We start from the raw sequence: 18,174 nt of genomic DNA, 5'->3' as shown, positions 1-18,174 counted from the left end.
GCGGACGGCATGAAGATTCTCGTCACCGGCGGCGCGGGGTTCATCGGCTCGGCGGTGGTGCGGCTGGCCATCGCGCGCGGGCATGAGGTGGTGAACCTCGACGCGCTGACCTATGCGGCCTGCCTCGCCAATGTCGCCGAGGTCGCCGAGAACCCGCGTTATGCCTTCGAGAAGGCCGACATCCGAGACCGCGCGACGCTCGACCGGGTCTTCGCCGCGCATGTCCCCGATGCCGTCATGCACCTGGCCGCCGAAAGCCATGTCGACCGCTCGATCGACGGGCCCGCGGCCTTCATGGAGACCAATGTCACCGGCACCTTCCACCTGCTCGAGGCCGCGCGGGATTACTGGGTCTCCCGCGGCCGGCCCGACGACTTCCGGTTCCACCACGTCTCCACCGACGAGGTCTTCGGCTCACTCGGCCCGACCGGGCATTTCACCGAGGACACGGCTTACGACCCGCGCTCGCCCTATTCCGCCTCCAAGGCCGCCTCGGACCACCTGGTGCGCGCCTGGGGCGAGACCTACGGGCTGCCGGTGGTGCTCTCGAACTGCTCGAACAACTACGGGCCCTATCACTTCCCCGAAAAGCTGATCCCCGTGGTGATCCTGAACGCCCTGCACGGCGCGCCGATCCCGGTCTACGGCGCGGGCGCCAATGTGCGCGACTGGCTTTATGTCGAGGATCACGCCGAGGCGCTGCTGACCGTGCTGATGCGCGGCGCACAGGGACGCAGCTATGCCATCGGCGGCAACAACGAGCGCAGCAATATCGAGCTGGTGCGCGAGATCTGCGCGCTGCTCGATGCCCGCCGTCCGGGGGGCGCGCCCCATGCCGATCTGATCACCTTCGTGGCCGACCGCCCCGGCCACGACCTGCGCTATGCGATCGACGCCAGCCGCATCCGCGAGGAGCTGGGCTGGCAGCCCTCGGTCACGCTGTCCGAGGGGCTGGCCCGCACCGTCGACTGGTATCTCGCGCATGAGGACTGGTGGCGCCCGCTGCTGACCCGCGGGGGCGTGGGCGAACGGCTGGGGACGCGGGCATGAGCCTTCTGGTGTTCGGAGAGACCGGCCAGGTCGCCACGGCGCTCGCCCGCCATCCCGGCGTGGTGACGCGCGGACGGGCGGCCTGCGACGTGACCGAAGCGGGCGCGCTGGAGGCGACGCTCGACGCCGTGGCTCCGCGCGCAGTGATCAACGCCGCCGCCTACACCGCGGTCGACCGCGCCGAGGAGGAGCCCGAGGCCGCCTTCGCCCTCAACGCCGAGGCCCCGGGCCGGATCGCGGCGCTTTGTGCCGCCAGGGGCCTGCCGCTGGTGCATATCTCCACCGATTACGTCTTCGACGGCAGCGGCAGCGCGCCTTTCGGCCCCGGCGATCCCACCGGACCGCTCAATGTCTACGGCCAAAGCAAGCTCGCCGGCGAAGAGGCGCTGCGCGCCGCCGGCGGGGTGCATGTGATCCTGCGCACCTCCTGGGTCTTCTCGGCGACCGGCGCGAATTTCGTGAAGACCATGCTGCGGCTCGGGGCCGAGCGCGAGGCGCTGAACATCGTCGCGGACCAGGTCGGCGGGCCGACCCCGGCGGCGGCCATCGCGGAGGCCTGCCTGGGCATCGCCGAGACGTTGATCGCTTCGCCGGAGACCGCCGGTACCTACCATTTCGCGGGCGCACCCGACGTGAGCTGGGCCGATTTCGCCCGCGCTATCTTCACCGAGGCCGGGCTCGACTGCAGGGTCAGCGACATCCCGACCAGCGCCTATCCGACCCCGGCGCGGCGGCCCGCCAACTCGCGGCTCGACACCAGCGCGACCGAGGCGACCTTCGGCCTCTCCCGGCCCGATTGGCGCCACCATCTGAGCCTTATCCTGAAGGAGATGACATGACCCAGCGCAAGGGCATCATCCTCGCCGGCGGCAGCGGCACGCGGCTCTACCCGATCACTATGGGGGTCTCGAAGCAGCTCCTGCCGGTCTACGACAAGCCGATGATCTACTACCCGCTCTCGGTGCTGATGCTGGCGGGCATCCGCGAGATCTGCGTGATCACCACGCCGCAGGACCAGGACCAGTTCCGCCGGACGTTGGGCGACGGCGCGCAATGGGGGCTGTCCCTGAGCTACGTCGAACAGCCCGCGCCCGAGGGGCTGGCCCAGGCTTATCTGCTGGCCGAGGAGTTCCTCGACGGCGCGCCCTCGGCCATGGTCCTGGGCGACAACGTCTTCTTCGGCCACGGGCTGCCGGAGCTTCTGGCCGAGGCCGACGGGCGGACCACGGGCGGCACGGTCTTCGGCTACCAGGTCTCGGACCCCGAGCGCTACGGCGTGGTCGCCTATGACGCTCAGGGCCGGGTCACCGAGATCGTCGAGAAACCCGAGGTCGCGCCCTCGCGCTACGCAGTGACGGGGCTCTATTTCCTCGACGGCACGGCGCCCGAGCGCGCCCGCGCGGTCACCCCCTCGGCCCGGGGCGAGCTGGAGATCACCACGCTGCTCGAGAGCTATCTGCACGAAGGCCAGCTCGAGGTGCGGCGCATGGGGCGGGGCTATGCCTGGCTCGACACCGGCACCCATGGCTCGCTTCTCGACGCGGGCAACTTCGTCCGCACGCTGGTCGAGCGGCAGGGGCTGCAGATCGGCAATCCCGACGAGATCGCCTATATGGCCGGCTGGGTGGATGCCACGCAGGTGGCGGCGCGGGCGGAGTCCTTCGGGAAGAATGACTACGGACGGTATCTGAAACGGCTGATTGATTGAGGGGGTGGCGCCGGTGAGACGGCGCGGCTTACCCTTTTAATCAATGCCTTAGAAGGTGCAGTTGATGTACCGCGCGACCCTCGCACGGCCGCCGCAGCGTGAGCCCAAGCCCGCGCCCAGGATCACTCCACCGCCGGACAGACCGACACACCAACCAGCCCCCGCCTCAGACCAGATACTCCGCCTCCGCCGCGGTGGTCGAAGCGCCGATGCCCTCGAAGAGGATCGTCTGGTCGAAGAAGCTCAGCTCGAAGCCTTCCGGCGTGCGGTCGAAGGAGAAGTTGCGCAGCCCGATCCGCCCGTAGTCCGACAGGTCGAGCTGGTCGTCGCCGTTGCCCCAGTCGGTGATCGTGTCGTAGCCACCCTGCCCTTCGACGAAGATGAAGGTGTCGTCCCCCGCCCCGCCGGTCAGCACGTTGTCGGCGGCATTGCCCACGAGCGCGTCATCGCCCGAGCCGCCGGTGGCATTCTCGATCACCACGCCGTTGGCGATGGTGTAGCCGCCGTAGATGCCCTCGGCGTAGGAAATCCAGCCGCCGCCGCCCTCCTCGACTTCGAGCGTGGCGGGCCGCAGGTCCAGCACCGCGTCGGCGCTGCCGTCGTAGCGCAGCTCATCGGTGCCGCCCGCGTCCCAGATGCAGCTGTAGAAGGTGCCCGGCGCGTTCACATCGGCCAGTGTATAGGTGTCGTCGCCCGTGGCATGGTCCATGTTGGCGCCGTATTTGTCCTGCAGGACCGCGATGTCCAGCGCCATGGGCGTGCCCTGGTAGCCGTAGTCCGCCGTCACCACCGGCGAGAGCGCCCCGTCGGGGTTGGTCGCCCAGCCGTCGATATAGGACATCATCGTGTAGACGCCCTGGTTGAGGTCGAAAAGCCCGGTGTCCGCGCTAGAGGAGACCCCCGGCAGGACCGAGGAGCCGCCGCCGGTGTCATGCGGATGCGCCAGCCCCAGCCCGTGGCCGAACTCGTGGATCAGGATGCCGAAGCTGAAGCCGCCCTGCTCGAGCGCGCCGGGGTCGTTCCAGCCGATGCCGGTGCTGCTGAAGCCCGCGTCGCCTTCGTTGAAAAGGCCGGGCGGGTTCATCACGCCGAGAAAGAGGTCTCTCGCATCAAACTTGTGCAGTTCGAACTCGGCGTCACCGGGGTTGGTGGTCTCGACGAATTCGACGTCGAGGAAGACCTCGAAGGTGTCGAAGGCGGCCTCTACCTGGGCCTTCTCGTAGTCGGTCCATTCCTCGCAGGTGAAGAAGCCGAAGCGCTCGCCCTCGGGGGCGAAGTAATAGTCGATGACCATGTCGCCGTCGCCGTTCACCTGCCCCGAGGTCACCTGGGTGCCCCAGTCGATGGCGTCGGTGTAGGTGGTCGGCAGCGGCGAGGTCGCGGCCAGCCCGGCCCAGCCCCCCGCGCCCGTGTTGGTCTCGGCATTGATGGCGGCGGACTTGTCGCAGTAGATACACATGGGAAAAGACGTGCCTCACGCTGGGGCTGCGGCGAACCGACAGGATCGCAAGAATCTTATCCACATGCCCCCGCGTCGGGCAATCACGTTGATGCCCGGCTCCGCAGTTTTTCCGTAATGGAAACGCTCAGGCCGCGTCGATCTCCTGGAAGGCGCGGCGCAGCGCCTCGGACCAGGCCTGGCTCATCTGCTGGAACGAGGGATCCTCGGCTTCGATCCGCCGCGCGCGGGTGATCTCCAGCGCATCGTTGCCGATCACCACGAGGTCGAGCGGCATGCCCACCGAGAGGTTCGAGCGCAGCGTCGAATCCATCGACAGAAGCACCGCCTTCTCGGCATCCGCCAGCGAGGTCTCGGGCGTGATTACCCGGTCGAGGATCGGCTTGCCGTACTTGTGCTCGCCGATCTGCAGGTAAGGCGTCTCGGCGGTGGCCTCGATGAAATTGCCCTGCGAGTAGATCAGGAAAAGCCGCATCCCGCCGTCGCGGCGCTGGCCGGCCACCAGCATGGAGGCCGAGACGCTGTCCTGGCGCTGCATCTTGCCGCGCACCTCGTGGGTGACCTCGCCGAGCGTGGTGCCGACGATCTCGGCCACGCCCAGCATCGAAGGCGCATGCATGATCGAGCGGCTTTCGTCCTGGGTCTCGATCGCCTCGGTCAGCCGCGCGATGGTGGTCTGGGTGACCGAGAGGCTGCCCGCGGTCATGATCGCCACGACCCGGTCGCCCGGCGCCTCGAAGGTGAACATCTTGCGGTAGGTCGAGATGTTGTCGAGCCCCGCGTTGGTGCGCGTGTCGGCCAGGAGCACCATGCCTTCGTTCAGCAGGAGACCCACGCAATAGGTCATCGAATCATTCCTATTCCAGCAGCCGTCGAGGGATACTGCCAAGCCGCCCCCGGGCGCAATGCCGCCGCCACGGCAGCCCGCCCCGGGGGCCCCTGTCCTACTGCTGCTGTTGCTCGCTGGCCGCGATGTCGCGCACCTTCACGCTGACGTCGAGCCGCTCGCCCGCCCCGCCCGAGACCACGCCCCGGATCGGGGCCGCGTCCTGGGAATCGTAGCCCGAGCCCAGGCGGATGTAGCGGTCATCCGGGCAGACCCGGTTCGAGGGGTCGAAGCCGACCCAGCCCAGGTCATCCACGTAAAGCTCCGCCCAGGCGTGGCTCGCCTCGGAGATATGGTCGGGCATGGCACTGAAGAGATAGCCCGTGACGTAGCGCGCCGGCACGCCGGACATCTGCGCCACGGCCATCAGCACATGGGTCTGGTCCTGGCAGACACCCTTGCCGCCTTCCAGGGCCTCGGCCGCGGTGGTCAGGCTCTCGGTCTCGCCGGGGACGTATTCCACCGCATCGGCCACGGCGTTCGAGAGCGCGTGGGCGCGTTCGATCGCCGGCCGCCCGTCGAGCGGGGCCAAAGTGTCCTCGGCCAGCTCGCGCAGCGGCTGGCTCGGCCAGGTCCGCGCGGTGGGCGTCAGATAGGCCGAGGGCGGCACCTTCTCGCGGTGGTCGCGCAGGACGCCGGCGAAATCCTCGGTCTCGATCTCGCCGGTGACCTCGATCTCGAAGGCATCGAGCGGCCCGTCGACGCTGACCGTCTCGGTCCAGTCGCCGGCGCCGTCGCGGAAGGCCGCGCCGCGCACCGCCTTCAGCATGTTGACCTCCCAGGAGATCACCCGCTGGTTGGCGCAGCGCGAGGGCGTGAGCCGGTGCGACTGGATCAACCGCGTGACCGGGGTCTCGAAGACGTAGCGGGTGACATGGCTGACGCTGAGTTTCATTCCGGCACCCCCACAAGATAGCTCGATTGCACGGCCTGGGCGATTTCCCCGTTGCGGCCCATGAAGCGCAGGAGGAACTGGTGCAGGCCCTCGTCGAAGATGTCCTCGACATGGGCCTCGGCCAGTTCGCCCAGGTGCCCGCGCGCCAGCGAGGTCGCCTTGGGCGTGATCCCGTAGCCGCGCGCCAGCGCGTCGAGGTGGTCCACCGTCGCCTGGGTCGCCGAGAGGAGCGAGCGCGGGAACTGCCGGTTCAGGATCAGCAGATGCGCGATCTTGGCGGCGGTGATCTCGCCCTTGTAGGTCCAGACGAAGGCGCGATGCGCATGCATCGAGCGCAGAAGCGTCGCCCATTGCGACTGGTCGAGCGCCGAGCCGACGTAGGAGAGGCTGGGCAGCAGCACGTAATACTTCACGTCGAGCAGCCGCGCGGTGTTGTCGCCGCGCTCGATCGAATGGCCGAGCCCCATGAAGCGGAAGCCGTCGTTGCGCAGCTGCGTGCTTTCGATGGCGCCGCGGATCAGCGCGCCCGAGCGCAGCGTCCAGTCGGCCAGCTCGTTCACGATCAGCTTGGAGCGCTCCATCCGGTGCAGCGCCTGCATCTCCTGGAAGGTGGTGTTGATCGCGTCCCAGACCTGGCTCGTCAGCGCGGTGCGGACCACCCGCCCGTTCTCGCGCGCCGCCGAGAAGCAGGACATGACCGAGGCCGGGTTCGAGGCGTCGAAGAACAGGAAGGTCTCGACGTTGCGCTGCACGGGGTCGCCGTATTTCTCGCGGAAGGCCTCGAGCTGGCCAAGCGCCTGGAGGACGGCCTCCCAGTCGTTGCGGAAGCCCCCGCCGATGTCCGGCAGAAGCGCGTTTCTTGCGCCCATCTGCAACAGCCGCGCCGTGGTCTCGGCGCGTTCGATGTAGCGGGCCATCCAGTAAAGGTGTGATGCGGTGCGGCTCAGCATGATGTCACTCCGCCAGGACCCAGGTGTCCTTGACGCCGCCGCCCTGGCTCGAGTTCACGACAAGCGATCCCTCGTTCAGGGCCACGCGGGTCAGGCCGCCGGGCACGAGTTCGATACGTTCGCCGACCAGGCAATAGGGGCGCAGGTCGACATGGCGCGGCGCCACGCCTTCTTCCACGAAGGTCGGACAGGCCGAGAGCGCCAGCGTCGGCTGGGCGATGTAGTTCCAGGGCTTCTCGGTGATCTTGTGGCGGAAGGCCTCGATCTGGCTCTGGTCGGCCTTGGGCCCGACGAGCATGCCGTAGCCGCCCGAGCCGTGCACCTCCTTGACCACCAGCTCCGAGAGATGTTCGAGCACGTATTTGCACTCGTCGGGCTTGGCGCATTGCCAGGTCGGCACGTTCTCGAGGATCGGCGCCTCGCCCAAGTAGAACCGGATCATGTCGGGCACGAAGGTGTAGATCGCCTTGTCGTCGGCGACACCCGCACCCGGGGCCGAGCAGATCGACACCCCGCCCGAGCGGTAGACGTTCATCAGCCCCGGCACACCCAGCATCGAGTCCGGCCGGAAGCACAGCGGATCGAGGAAGGCGTCGTCGATCCGGCGGTAGATCACGTCGACCTTCTTCGGCCCCTCGGTGGTGCGCATCCAGCAGAAGTCGCCCTCCACGAAGAGGTCCTGCCCTTCGACCAGCTCGACCCCCATGAGGTCCGCGAGGAAGGAATGTTCGTAATAGGCCGAGTTGAACTGCCCCGGCGTGAGGATCACCACCGTCGGATCGCCGTCGCATTTCTTCGGCGCGACCGAGGCCAGCGTGTGGCGCAGCGCATCGGCATAGCCGTCGACCGGCGCGATGCGGTTCTCCACGAAGAGATGCGGGAACATCCGCATCATGATCTCGCGGTTCTGCAGCATGTAGGAGACGCCCGAGGGCGTGCGGCAGTTGTCCTCGAGCACGTAGAACTGGTCGGGCCCGGTGCGCACCAGGTCGACGCCGACGATATGGCTCCAGACGTTGCGCGGCGGGCGCATGCCCACCACGGCGCGTTCGAAGGCCTCGTTATGGGTGACGAGATGTTCGGGGATCTTGCCCGCGCGGATGATCTCGCGCTGGTCGTAGACATCGGCCAGGAAGGCGTTGAGCGCCGCCGCCCGCTGCCTGATCCCGCGTTCCAGCTTGCGCCATTCGCCAGCCGTGAAGACCCGCGGGAACATGTCGAAGGGGATGAGCCGCTCGGGGTCGCCGCCCTCGCCGTAGACCGCGAAGGTGATCCCCACCCGGCGGAACAGCGCCTCGGCCTCGCTTTGTTTCATCTGCCTCAGGTCGGCGGGCATCTCGTTCTGCCACCGCTCCAGGCTTTGGTAGGCCGGGCGCACCTGCCCGCCGTCGATCATCTCGTTGAAGGTCTCTGGCATTCGAACTCCTCACTGCCCCGTCAGGACACACGCTGCGGGCCGGAAAGGCAATGCTTTCGGCGTGGCGCCGGGTCTCGCAGCCGAACATCCGGGTCGCAAGGCCCGAAATTTGCGGTCCAATTGCGCTTGCCGTAAGGCGGCGCAACCCGCAGGCTCCGCCGTCAGGAGGTCGACCCGAGATGCATCAGCCGCCGCTGCCGAAGACCCGTGACCTCGTCCTGGTGGGCGGCGGGCACACCCATGCGCTGGTGCTGCGCAAATGGGCCATGGACCCGCTGCCGGGCGCGCGGCTGACGCTGATCGACCCGGGCCCCGTGACCGCCTATTCGGGCATGCTTCCGGGCCATGTGGCGGGCCATTACACCCGCGAGGCGCTGGACATCGACCTGGTGCGGCTGGCGCGCGCCGCGGGCGCCCGGCTGATCCTCGGTGCGGCCACCGCGGTCTCGCCCGCGGCGCGAGAGGTGACCGTGCCGGGCCGCCCGCCGGTCGGCTACGACGTCTTGTCCCTCGACGTGGGCGTGACTTCGGCCATGCCCGGGCTCAAGGGCTTCGGAGAGCACGCGGTGGGCGCCAAGCCGCTCGGTCCCTTCGCCGACCGCTGGCGCCGGTTCCTCGCCGAGACCGAGACCGGCCGCCCGCGCGCCGCCGACCGCGAGAGCTGGCAGCGCTTCCTGGCCGAAAGCGGCCCGGCCCGGGTGGTGGTGATCGGCGGCGGGGTCGCGGGCGTCGAGCTGGCGCTGGCCATGGCCCATGCCCTGCGCCAGAGGCCCGCCGAGGTGGTGCTGCTCGAACGCGAGACGCTGCTCGCGGGGCTCTCGCGCCGGGCCCGCGCGCGGCTTCGCGCGGCACTTGAGGACTACCGCATAAGGGTTTCGGAATACGCGGATATCTCCGAAATCACGCCGCAAAGCGTGGTCTTCTCGGACGGCCGCGAACTGCCTGCCGCGCTGGTCGTGGGCGCCGCCGGGGCCCGGCCGCACCCTTGGGTGGCCGAGATGGGCCTGCCGCACGACCAGGGGTTCCTCTCGGTCTCCGAACACCTGCAAAGCGGCGATCCGGCGATCTTCGCAGCGGGCGATTGCGCGCATCTGGCCTTCGCCCCGCGCCCCAAGGCAGGCGTCTACGCGGTGCGCGCCGCGCCGGTCCTTTACGACAACCTGCGCGCCACGCTCGGCGCCGGGGAGATGCGCCCCTACCGCCCGCAGCGCGACTACCTGAAGCTCGTCTCGCTGGGCCGTCAGGCGGCCATGGGCGAGCGCTTCGGGCTGACCTTCTCGGGCGCCTGGGTCTGGCGCTGGAAGACCAACATCGACCTGAAGTTCATGCAACGCTTCCGCGAGCTGCCCGCCATGCCGCTCGCCGCGCCGCCGAAGATCCGCGCCGCGGGACTCGAGGAGGCGCTTGGCGACAAGCCGCTCTGCGGCGGCTGCGGCGCCAAGGTCGGGCAATCCACGCTGTCGCGCGCGCTCTCGGTCCTGGGCCCGCCCCGGCGCGGGGATGTGACCGCCCTGCCCGGCGACGACGCGGCGCTTCTGGAGACCGGCGGCACCCGGCAGGTGCTCTCGACCGACCACCTGCGCGCCTTCGTCGAGGACCCGGTCCTGATGACCCGCATCGCCGCGCATCACGCCCTGGGCGACATCCTCGCCATGGGCGCCGCGCCGCAGGCCGCGACATTGAACCTGGTGCTGCCGCGCGCCTCGGACGCGCTGACCGGGCGCACGCTCTCCGAGATCGCCGCCGCCGCCGCCGAGGTCATCACCGCCGCCGGGGCCGAGGTCGTGGGCGGCCATTCCTCGATCGGCGACGAGCTGACGGTGGGCTTCTCGGTCACGGGCCTTCTGGAGCGCGCGCCGATCACGCTGAGCGGGGCCCGGCCCGGCGACCGGCTGGTGCTGACCAAGCCCATCGGCTCGGGCACGATCCTCGCCGCCGAGATGTTAAGCGCCGCGCCGGGCCGCGCCGTGGCGCAGTGCTGGCAGATGATGTGCCGCGAGCAATGGAGCGCCGCCGCCTGCCTGGGCGAGGCCCGTGCGATGACCGATGTGACGGGCTTCGGTCTGATCGGCCACGCGGTGAATATCTCCGCCGCCTCGGGCTGCGGGCTGCGGCTGGAACTGGCCTCGGTGCCGCTCATGCCCGGGGCCGAGGCGCTGGCGCAGGCGGGTCATCACTCCTCGCTCTACCGCGAGAACCGCCGCGTCGCGCCACATCTGCCCGAGAGCCCGCGCCACGCGCTGCTCTTCGATCCGCAGACCGCCGGAGGGATGCTCGCCGCCCTGCCGCCCGAGGCCACCGGCCCGGCCCTCGCCGCGCTGCGCGAGGCGGGCTATCCCGCGGAAGAGATCGGCACGCTGACCGAGAGCGTCGGGCGCGTGGACGTGGTGTGAGGTGGGGGCGGTGGCCCGCTGGTGGATGGTTGAGGCTTGCCGCAATGGATGAGCTCCACCCCGCAATCCACTGAATTAAAATAATAAATGCGCCGTTTGGAAAGACAGGCGCAACCAGCCCGCCGGCCCTAAGCCCAGACCTTCGGCATCCGCTCCAGCGCCGCCGCGATATCGCCCGCCGCCCTCTCCAGCGCCTCCGGGTCCAGCCGCGCCATCTCGATCCGCGCCGCAATTTCCGGTGCCATGGCCTTCATCGACTTGTCGTAGGCCGGGTCGTAATGCGCGGTCATCAGGCTTTCGACGAGGCCCGGTTGGTCGCCCTCGGTGATGCGCTCGAACCAGGTCTCGATCAGCGCCCGCCCCCGGTGCCGCTGCAGCGGCGCAAGCTTGTCGCGCAGGCGCTCGGGGTCGGCCAGCACGTCCTCGTAGGCCTCGACCAGGTAATGCGTGCGCGCCGAGACCGGCGCCGAAACCTCGATCCAGGGCGCGGCCTTCATCGCGGCCCAGAGCGCCGGCGGCAGGATCACCTGACCGATCTTGCTCGATTCCGCCTCGACCACCACTGGCCGCGCCGGATCGAGCGCCAGGAGCTCGCGCGCCAGCGCGCTCTCGAAGGCCTTTTGGCTCGGCTGCCCGCCCGGCCGGTCGCCGAGGAGCGAGCCCCGGTGCCGCGCCAGCCCCTCGAGGTCGATGACCTGCACGCCCCGCGCCGCGAGCCGGTGCAGAAGGTCGGTCTTGGCGGTGCCGGTATAGCCGCCGAGCTGCACCAGCCGCAGCCCCAGCCCCTGGTCGTAGAGCCGCGCCGTCACCAGCCGCCGGTAGGTCTTGTAACCGCCCTGGATCACCTCCGAGCGCCAGCCGATCTCTTTCAGCATCCAGGCCAGCGAGCCCGAACGCTGCCCGCCGCGCCAGCAATAGACCAACGGACGCCAGCCGCCCTCGTGGCCGGCCAACGGCCCCTCGATGTGCCGCGCGGCGTTCTTGAAGACCAGCGCCGCGCCGATCTTGCGCGCCTTGAAGGGCGACTCCTGCTTGTAGATCGTGCCCACCCGCGCGCGCTCGGCGTTGTCGAGCACCGGCAGGTTGATCGCGCCCGGCACGTGGTCCTCGGCGAATTCGGCGGGCGAGCGCACGTCGATCACCGTGTCGAAACCATGGTCGAGAAGCGCCGGAAGGCTGTCGGGTGCGATGGGCATGATCCCCGATCTAGCCCCTTGCCCGTTGGAGGGAAAGCCTCTTGCCCGCGGGGCGCGGGCGCCCTGCCCTCGGGTCTTCCGCGGCGGATGCCGCGACGGCGGAATTTTTTGCCCCGGAGCCTCTGGACACCCGTGCGCCCTTTGGCTAGACCCCGCCTCACCCGAGGGTCAGCCCTCACCCGTGCCCGGGTAGCTCAGGGGTAGAGCAGTGGATTGAAAATCCTCGTGTCGGTGGTTCGATTCCGCCCCCGGGCACCATTTTACCGATATGATATATTGTGTCCTAACGCAGTGGGCGCTTTCGGCCGTTGGATCGCCTTTGGCGGGGACCAGACATTCTCTGCGGGTGCGCACCCTCAATAGAGAATGTTGAGAAGCTGCCGTTCATCCCGCTCTTTGTATTGCCGATACAGGTCTTTCCGTTCCAATATTGATCTCGATCTATCTGATCCGCGCGGGCAAGGGAGGGAAACATGTCTGCTGGACACGAGGGCCGCTGTCTTTGCGGCAAAATCAGCTACGACACTGGTAATGACCCGCTTTGGATCACTGTTTGCTATTGCCGGTTCTGCCAGCGCGCCACGGGATCGGACCGGATGATCGAGCCGATCTTCGAGCGCTCGTCATTCGCATTCAAGAACGCAATGCCCGCTGTTTTTACCCTCCCCTCGGAGGGAAGCGGCAAAGAAATAAGCGTGCATTTCTGCTCTGACTGCGGCACCAAGCTGGCCTTGACCTTCGAGCGCTGGCCCGATCGGATCGGCATATACGCAGGGACGCTGGATATGCCTTCGGCTGTGTCGGCAACAACGGAAAACACTAAACATATCTTCGTCTCCGAGGCGCAGCCAGGGACGATCTTGCCGACAGGATTCAAGACCTTCGACCGCCATGCGACCGAGAACGACGGAACTCCGCTCGAACCAACCACACACGCTTCACCTCACATTGTGGGCGGCTGACGCGGTTAGGAGCGACCGGGCACCGGATGCCATTGCCACGAAACCGAATTGGATCGAATGTTCCGCAGTAGCCCTGTCTGGTTCCCAGTCACTAAAGCGAGTAGCCTATGCGTGTTACGTCAAGGTCTGCATTGAGCTGGGGACTGCAGCATCCTTAAGACCGATTTAGGGTCCGCTCCAGGCCGATCATCACATACCTGCCCATGCTGCAACTGCGAAGCTTTCCGCCACCAGAACGGTCGTTTTGGGCGGAAAGCAGAAATTCGCTGCGAAGGGGCGCCGAGAGAGCGGTTCGCTTTGTAGCAGACAGTGGTAACCTCCCTGGTAGGGAAACTTGAACGTCGAACGGGCCCGTGTCGGTGGGCAGAGGGCAGAGCGGTTACCTACGCTCCTCACGCAACCCAGCGTGCTCCTTCAGTCCGGGATGCACCTTGAACTGAGTTGCATGCGCGTCCCAACCGCGATCAGGTTCTTCATACATGAACGCCCAACTTGATCCGCCGTAGCCACTGCGTTTCAAGTAGCCAATCACCGAGAACCTGTGCAGCAACCTCAGCGCTTCCCCAGCGTCGCAAGGATTCCCCGCCGACTTTTTGCGTGGGTATTCCTCCCCAAAACCCTCGGCACTGAAGGTCTCCGTAGCAATGGCTGAAAGAGTCTGAAGCGCTTCCTCCCATCGGCGCCAGTGGGGCAAGATCTCGTCGTCCAGTTCCCGCTTCAGGTAGGCTGAGTAATCGGTCCTCGACTCCACAATGTCGCGATTACTGAATATGAGTTCGGCATCGTCTCGCCTCTTGGCAACACGCAGAGCGACGTTCAAGAAATGAATGACATCTCGCGGCCGCCGCAAGGTCCGAGCGACGATATGGTTCCATTTCGGCTGCGATCCTCGCATCAGATCTTCGTCGATGATATTTCCCCACGCGACATCATCGCCGAGCTTCGACCGGAGGCGCACGTTGACCAGATCCTTCAGCTGATCCGGGGTCCACTCAATCAAAACAGATTGCCCTTGAGTGATCTTGTTCTTGTCTGAGAAGGTTAGATCGTCCCACAGGTCTGTTCGTAGGTAGAGAACCGGCTTGGCTTCGGCCTCCAGAGCCACCATTTCGCGCCGCATCCCTCGGATCGCCAAGATGAGACCGATCAGCATTTGCTTCCGCGTCTCGTTCACCTCTTCGAGCCCAGCATCCAGTTCATCGAAGTGCAGGTAGAACGCTCCAAGCCGGCACTCCCGCATAACGGCAACAGCACTTTGGAGTAATGCTTGCGTCAGCGCCTCGAGCTCCATTCCGAGGTTATGATCGCCCTCACCGCGTTCAAGATCGACAGATCCAAGCGCGTTGCCCAGGACCTGAGGCGCAACATTGAACCCTCGAACTCGCAGCTTGGCTGGTCGAATGATGTCAGACAGCTTTGGTCGGGGCCCGCCATAGTTTGCCTCGAGAAATTCCCTCAAAGGGCGCTGGTTGTCATTGAATGTTGCTTGGGAATTCTCGAGGGCCCAAGCAGCAATCTGGACGGCGATCAAGTATCTCCACGAAGCGACATATGCATCCACAGCATCCGCACCACGATCTATGCGCGATGCATGGACATTCCACGGATAGTTGCGAAGGTTCAGCGCCCGTGATCGGTCCCTTTCATTGCCTTCTGTAAAGTAGCGAACAATTGCAGTCTTGCCCGCTCCTTTTCGACCAATAACAAGAAATGCGCCTCCTTCTTCGACCCGTTGGACAGTATCGGTTGAAAGGAAGTAGTTTAGTAGGATGGCGTCATCTTCTGCCGCTACTTCACCGAAACTGTCCAGATCGCGCAGGTTTGCAGGCATACGTAAAAGATCCTTTCACAACCCTGCTGATGGTGCCGATTTCTGGGCGGCTGTAAAGGGCCGTGAGCGGCACGCGCGCCAACTGGCGAGGCGCGCAGCCTTGCGGCAGCGCCCCATGACCGCCCCGAGCATCGAAATACAAAATGCTGAAAGCTAGTTAGGTAATCCGTTGCTTGAGCTTGGCAGGTTCGGCCCCGTCGGTCGGCACCAAGATCGCTTACATCCAGCGTGCCCCTTCCTTTCTTTGAGGAATACGACTTTCTAATTTTATCTCAAACCATTACCCGCTTATCCACGAGAAAAAGCAGCTAATAGCGCAAGGCGCTGACCTGGCTTAGCTTTTCCGCCATCTCGCCGCATTTTGCGCGATTTTCCAGATTTCTTCTTCGCTGAACACCCGCCGGGCCAACATTGCTCGGTTGGCGGAACGAGCGGAGAGCCCTGATGATCACTGAACTGAAGTCGATCCCTGACATCTGGAAGCGGATGCCGAGCGAGATGCACGCGCGCCGCTTCCTGGAGGGTATCATATGGTCGACCGGCAGGCACTGTCCGCATTGCGGGTCAGTGGACTCTTCGGCGCTGCGCGGCCGGAGCTGCCGACCGGGGCTCTACCAGTGCCGAGACTGTCGCCGCCAGTTCACGGTCACCACGCTGACCCCGATGCACGGCACCAAGCTCGACTTGCGTATATGGATCTGCGCGATGTTCCTGGTGCTCACATCGAGCAAAGGTATCTCCTCGGTCGTGATGGCGCGGCTGCTCGGCGCGAACCAAAAGACCGCGTGGAAGATGGGGCATGCCATCCGGGAAATGATGGACGACCGGAACGCGGAGCTGCTGCCGCTGGAGGACATCGTCGAGGTGGATGAGGCCTATGTCGGCGGAGCCCCTAAATCCCTCTCGGGGGCCTACAATCCAAGGGGTAAGGGCACCGGAAAGCCGATGATCTTCGTAGCGGCCTCTCGCGACGGACAGGCGCGCGCCAAGGTTGTTTCCGATGACCAGCGCGCCTCGCTGGAGACAATCATTGCGGGCCGGATTGGCTCCAAGGACATCACGCTCATGACGGATGGGAGCACGAGCTACCTCGGCATTGGCGCGACGATGGAGGAGCACCATCGTGTAATCCACAGCCAGCACGAATACGCCAACCCGGAGACCGGCGCCCATGTCAACACGGCCGAAGCAGTCATCTCACAGGTGCAGCGCGCTCTGGTCGAGGTTTACCACAACTTCGGTCGACAACACCTTCAGCGATACCTCGACGAGATTGTCTGGCGGTGGAACCATCGCGACCCGGTTCGGGAAGTGGTCAAGCAATGGACTACAAAGGCCGGTTTCGACCGGGAGAATTCGACGACGATCTGGAAGCCGATCCCGGTGGTCGACCAGATGCGCGTGTTGCTTTAAGGTGCGGTCGGAAAGCAAGTCCGCCACTCGAAGGAATATGGGCTATGCTGGCCGTAACGCCGCTGCTTTCTTCGGTGGATAAGCGGGAACCATTAAGGAGCTTCATATCCTTAGGCAAATGTGCAATAAAACGGTTTCAATGGGTGCTGTCACCTTTCATAGGCTCGCAATAAAGATTGCAGCCAAGGCGAAGCAAGCCACAAGCATAGCCCAAAATGACCGCGCCGACGCACGTTCTTCCCGCGCGAAATCCTTGGTTCGCTTCTCCGTCGGGTGCCAAGTTTCACGGCTGGGCGTTTGCCGCCACTTCGCTTGGCCTGTGTCACCGCGACCGTGCCCGTTCTCGCCCTGGTCACAGGTCGAGCCTGCCTTGCGCTTCATCGCCACCCCCAGCGTAGATTTACAAGCAACGGCGCAACGAGCTGCGCCCGCACTGAAAGACTTCAAATTTTTCGATGTCGGAACTAGATTGAGGCTACGTCGGGTCAACCTAGTCCTCGAATGCCTCTTGCCTCGCAGTGTTCAATTTTCGTGTTGCTAGCAAGAACGCCAATGTTGGTGAACGCAAAGGCTCGGCTGTGAGTTCCCAAAAGGAAAACGGGCTTTCCCGAGGCCTCATGCTGTGCGACGATAAGGCACCATGGTTCGATGGTGCACTAGTGGCGCGACCGGCTCCTAGTCCTCTTCAGGTCGGGCGCGCCACTTTTTGGCGACAGGTCACCTATAAAGTCTATTCCTCCGAATCTTGTCCTGCGGTAAGCGTGGCCGCCGGTCCGGCCGCACGAGCCTATGCGTTCGAAGGGTCATTGTTGGGCCAGTCAGACTTTCAACCTCAGCGTGTGCCCCCTAAAACAACTGCCTCTCATCTCTTAGTTGCAGACACACGATCACCCCCTGAACGCTTCAAACACTGAACAGTAGCGCCAAAGCCGGAGCGCGCGGAAGTGGCACGGGCTTCGGCACCTTGCAATTAGCCAACTGAAGCATGCAGTCGCTCGAAACGCTCCGGGCGGATCCAGCTAGTTCTTGTTGGACGCCGATGAGATCGATGACCCGATATTAACCAAGAAGCTTGAGACGCTGGATCGCGAGGAACGGTTTTTCGCAAATGTCATCCGCGTTTGGGTGTAGCTTGCGGTTGCATTTATCTTTGGGATCGCCCTGCTGTCGCCACCATTCGGTATACATGTATCCCAACAAGTAGCAGTGAACCATATAGCCATGCCAATATTTCCATCTTTATTTGTGGGTTCGATTGTGTGAGGGTCATCCACGGGTAACGACACGACCCAGGGTGGCGCGTGACTTGTGGTTTTTGCACTCAACCTCATGTTGGCGCGCCACCCATCGCTCGGAGTTGACGCTTTGGCTTCGGAGCAGAATTTCCAGATACCTTGGAACTGTTGATGCGATCATAGCATGCCTATGCGTGCTGTCTAAGGTCAGCTGCGTCACGCGCCATGGCTAAATAAGTGTATCTCGATGATTCGGACGCGGCGCTTTGGATATCTTACCGCGGCTGCAACATTGGCCAACCTCATCTTCTGAGAAGATCAGCGCCTGTCAACGCACGCATCAATCCGCTTAGGTTGTATGTCGTGTCTCGGAAGGAAGGCGAGCAAGCGACTCCGTCTGTCGGCTGCGCCGGATATCCAGTGCGCTACAAATAGAAGACTGCGTAGAAGGCCGATGCTGTAACCAAAATCGCCAGAACGGCGATCCCAACCACCAGAACGCGCTGAGTAAGGACCAGTTGCTCTGACGTTGGAGACTTCTCCGATGCGACATCCCGCCTATCAACCTCGCCAACACGTCGAGCCCCGCCACCAACTCCCGAGCGTCGGACCGGCTTTGGTGGTCTCAATGATCCTGGAAAACAAACCATCTTTTTCCTCAAGCTATTCTCCTTACGTGGCTCGGCATGCTGTAGTGTCCAGAACGCGCTTGATGGCTCGGCATAATTCTGCTGGTCGGAAAGGAAAAAAGCGCGGGACACTGCGATGTCACGAAAGGG

Annotated in this window: 14 protein-coding genes and 1 tRNA gene; 7 read left to right on the top strand and 8 right to left on the bottom strand. The window is 65.1% G+C overall.

Going from position 1 to position 18,174, the window contains the following annotated elements:
- Positions 1 to 9: 9 nt before the first annotated feature.
- The 3 genes from rfbB to rfbA are packed head-to-tail and all read left to right on the top strand — an operon-like array spanning position 10 to position 2,758.
- Positions 10 to 1,050 carry a dTDP-glucose 4,6-dehydratase gene (rfbB, locus tag LR948_RS17630; protein WP_232755408.1) on the top strand — a complete coding sequence of 347 codons (1,041 nt, stop codon included), beginning with the start codon at positions 10 to 12 and terminating at the stop codon, positions 1,048 to 1,050.
- Complete coding sequence (gene rfbD / locus LR948_RS17625) at positions 1,047 to 1,889, top strand: dTDP-4-dehydrorhamnose reductase (RefSeq protein WP_232755407.1); 843 nt, start codon at positions 1,047 to 1,049, stop codon at positions 1,887 to 1,889. Before rfbB ends, rfbD begins: the two co-directional genes overlap by 4 nt.
- Entirely contained in the window at positions 1,886 to 2,758 is an 873-nt protein-coding gene (rfbA, locus tag LR948_RS17620; protein ID WP_232755406.1) for a glucose-1-phosphate thymidylyltransferase RfbA, read from the top strand. The genes rfbD and rfbA overlap by 4 nt, the downstream gene beginning before the upstream one ends.
- 166 nt (positions 2,759 to 2,924) lie before the next feature.
- On the opposite strand, the gene LR948_RS17615 is transcribed toward rfbA, so the two are convergent.
- From LR948_RS17615 to LR948_RS17595, 5 genes are all read right to left on the bottom strand, one after another.
- Positions 2,925 to 4,217: a M10 family metallopeptidase gene (locus tag LR948_RS17615; protein ID WP_232755405.1), complete on the bottom strand. Its 1,293-nt coding sequence runs from the start codon at positions 4,215 to 4,217 to the stop codon at positions 2,925 to 2,927.
- Between the two features lie 127 nt (positions 4,218 to 4,344).
- Entirely contained in the window at positions 4,345 to 5,064 is a 720-nt protein-coding gene (locus tag LR948_RS17610) for a peptidase (RefSeq protein ID WP_232755404.1), read from the bottom strand.
- A gap of 97 nt (positions 5,065 to 5,161) precedes the next feature.
- Positions 5,162 to 5,998, bottom strand: coding sequence for a transglutaminase family protein (locus LR948_RS17605; protein WP_232755403.1), 837 nt, complete (start codon positions 5,996 to 5,998; stop codon positions 5,162 to 5,164).
- On the bottom strand, positions 5,995 to 6,948 hold the full coding sequence (locus LR948_RS17600) for an alpha-E domain-containing protein (protein ID WP_232755402.1): 954 nt from the start codon (positions 6,946 to 6,948) through the stop codon (positions 5,995 to 5,997). Before LR948_RS17600 ends, LR948_RS17605 begins: the two co-directional genes overlap by 4 nt.
- A 4-nt stretch (positions 6,949 to 6,952) precedes the next feature.
- On the bottom strand, positions 6,953 to 8,365 hold the full coding sequence (locus LR948_RS17595; RefSeq protein WP_232755401.1) for a circularly permuted type 2 ATP-grasp protein: 1,413 nt from the start codon (positions 8,363 to 8,365) through the stop codon (positions 6,953 to 6,955).
- Between the two features lie 179 nt (positions 8,366 to 8,544).
- Between LR948_RS17595 and selD the strand changes: the two genes are divergently transcribed.
- Positions 8,545 to 10,758 carry a selenide, water dikinase SelD gene (gene selD, locus LR948_RS17590; RefSeq protein WP_232755400.1) on the top strand — a complete coding sequence of 738 codons (2,214 nt, stop codon included), beginning with the start codon at positions 8,545 to 8,547 and terminating at the stop codon, positions 10,756 to 10,758.
- 128 nt (positions 10,759 to 10,886) lie between these two features.
- Here selD and mnmH read toward each other — a convergent pair whose 3' ends face one another.
- A complete protein-coding gene (mnmH, locus tag LR948_RS17585; protein ID WP_232755399.1) occupies positions 10,887 to 11,954 on the bottom strand; it encodes a tRNA 2-selenouridine(34) synthase MnmH in 1,068 nt (355 codons plus the stop codon).
- Positions 11,955 to 12,137: 183 nt separating this feature from the next.
- On the opposite strand from mnmH, the gene LR948_RS17580 reads away from it, so the two are divergent.
- Positions 12,138 to 12,212 (top strand) — tRNA-Phe (locus tag LR948_RS17580).
- Positions 12,213 to 12,427: 215 nt separating this feature from the next.
- Positions 12,428 to 12,916: a GFA family protein gene (locus LR948_RS17575; RefSeq protein WP_232755398.1), complete on the top strand. Its 489-nt coding sequence runs from the start codon at positions 12,428 to 12,430 to the stop codon at positions 12,914 to 12,916.
- Positions 12,917 to 13,295: 379 nt separating this feature from the next.
- Here the strand turns inward: LR948_RS17575 and LR948_RS17570 are convergent, their stop codons facing one another.
- On the bottom strand, positions 13,296 to 14,747 hold the full coding sequence (locus LR948_RS17570; RefSeq protein ID WP_232755397.1) for a P-loop ATPase, Sll1717 family: 1,452 nt from the start codon (positions 14,745 to 14,747) through the stop codon (positions 13,296 to 13,298).
- Positions 14,748 to 15,191: 444 nt separating this feature from the next.
- On the opposite strand from LR948_RS17570, the gene LR948_RS17565 reads away from it, so the two are divergent.
- The gene (locus LR948_RS17565) at positions 15,192 to 16,160 is read left to right on the top strand and encodes an IS1595 family transposase (RefSeq protein ID WP_232755396.1); all 969 of its coding nucleotides are present in this window, start codon (positions 15,192 to 15,194) and stop codon (positions 16,158 to 16,160) included.
- A 1,660-nt stretch (positions 16,161 to 17,820) separates the two neighbouring features.
- Here the strand turns inward: LR948_RS17565 and LR948_RS17560 are convergent.
- Positions 17,821 to 18,174 (bottom strand): hypothetical protein (locus LR948_RS17560; RefSeq protein ID WP_232755395.1); only part of this gene is annotated, 354 nt, incomplete at its 5' end.

Source organism: Roseivivax sp. GX 12232 (assembly GCF_021272185.1).
Classification (GTDB): domain Bacteria; phylum Pseudomonadota; class Alphaproteobacteria; order Rhodobacterales; family Rhodobacteraceae; genus Roseivivax.
Note: the sequence above shows the minus strand (reverse complement) of the source record. Positions and strands in the feature narration are given on the sequence as shown.

Excerpts from the sequence above, each read along its gene's own strand:
- LR948_RS17570 (WP_232755397.1), bottom strand. The coding sequence starts at position 14,747 with ATGCCTGCAAACCTGCGCGATCTGGACAGTTTCGGTGAAGTAGCGGCA.
- selD (WP_232755400.1), top strand. The coding sequence starts at position 8,545 with ATGCATCAGCCGCCGCTGCCGAAGACCCGTGACCTCGTCCTGGTGGGC.
- LR948_RS17615 (WP_232755405.1), bottom strand. The coding sequence starts at position 4,217 with ATGTGTATCTACTGCGACAAGTCCGCCGCCATCAATGCCGAGACCAAC.
- rfbB (WP_232755408.1), top strand. The coding sequence starts at position 10 with ATGAAGATTCTCGTCACCGGCGGCGCGGGGTTCATCGGCTCGGCGGTG.
- rfbA (WP_232755406.1), top strand. The coding sequence starts at position 1,886 with ATGACCCAGCGCAAGGGCATCATCCTCGCCGGCGGCAGCGGCACGCGG.
- LR948_RS17565 (WP_232755396.1), top strand. The coding sequence starts at position 15,192 with ATGATCACTGAACTGAAGTCGATCCCTGACATCTGGAAGCGGATGCCG.
- mnmH (WP_232755399.1), bottom strand. The coding sequence starts at position 11,954 with ATGCCCATCGCACCCGACAGCCTTCCGGCGCTTCTCGACCATGGTTTC.
- LR948_RS17600 (WP_232755402.1), bottom strand. The coding sequence starts at position 6,948 with ATGCTGAGCCGCACCGCATCACACCTTTACTGGATGGCCCGCTACATC.
- LR948_RS17595 (WP_232755401.1), bottom strand. The coding sequence starts at position 8,365 with ATGCCAGAGACCTTCAACGAGATGATCGACGGCGGGCAGGTGCGCCCG.
- LR948_RS17575 (WP_232755398.1), top strand. The coding sequence starts at position 12,428 with ATGTCTGCTGGACACGAGGGCCGCTGTCTTTGCGGCAAAATCAGCTAC.
- LR948_RS17610 (WP_232755404.1), bottom strand. The coding sequence starts at position 5,064 with ATGACCTATTGCGTGGGTCTCCTGCTGAACGAAGGCATGGTGCTCCTG.
- LR948_RS17605 (WP_232755403.1), bottom strand. The coding sequence starts at position 5,998 with ATGAAACTCAGCGTCAGCCATGTCACCCGCTACGTCTTCGAGACCCCG.
- rfbD (WP_232755407.1), top strand. The coding sequence starts at position 1,047 with ATGAGCCTTCTGGTGTTCGGAGAGACCGGCCAGGTCGCCACGGCGCTC.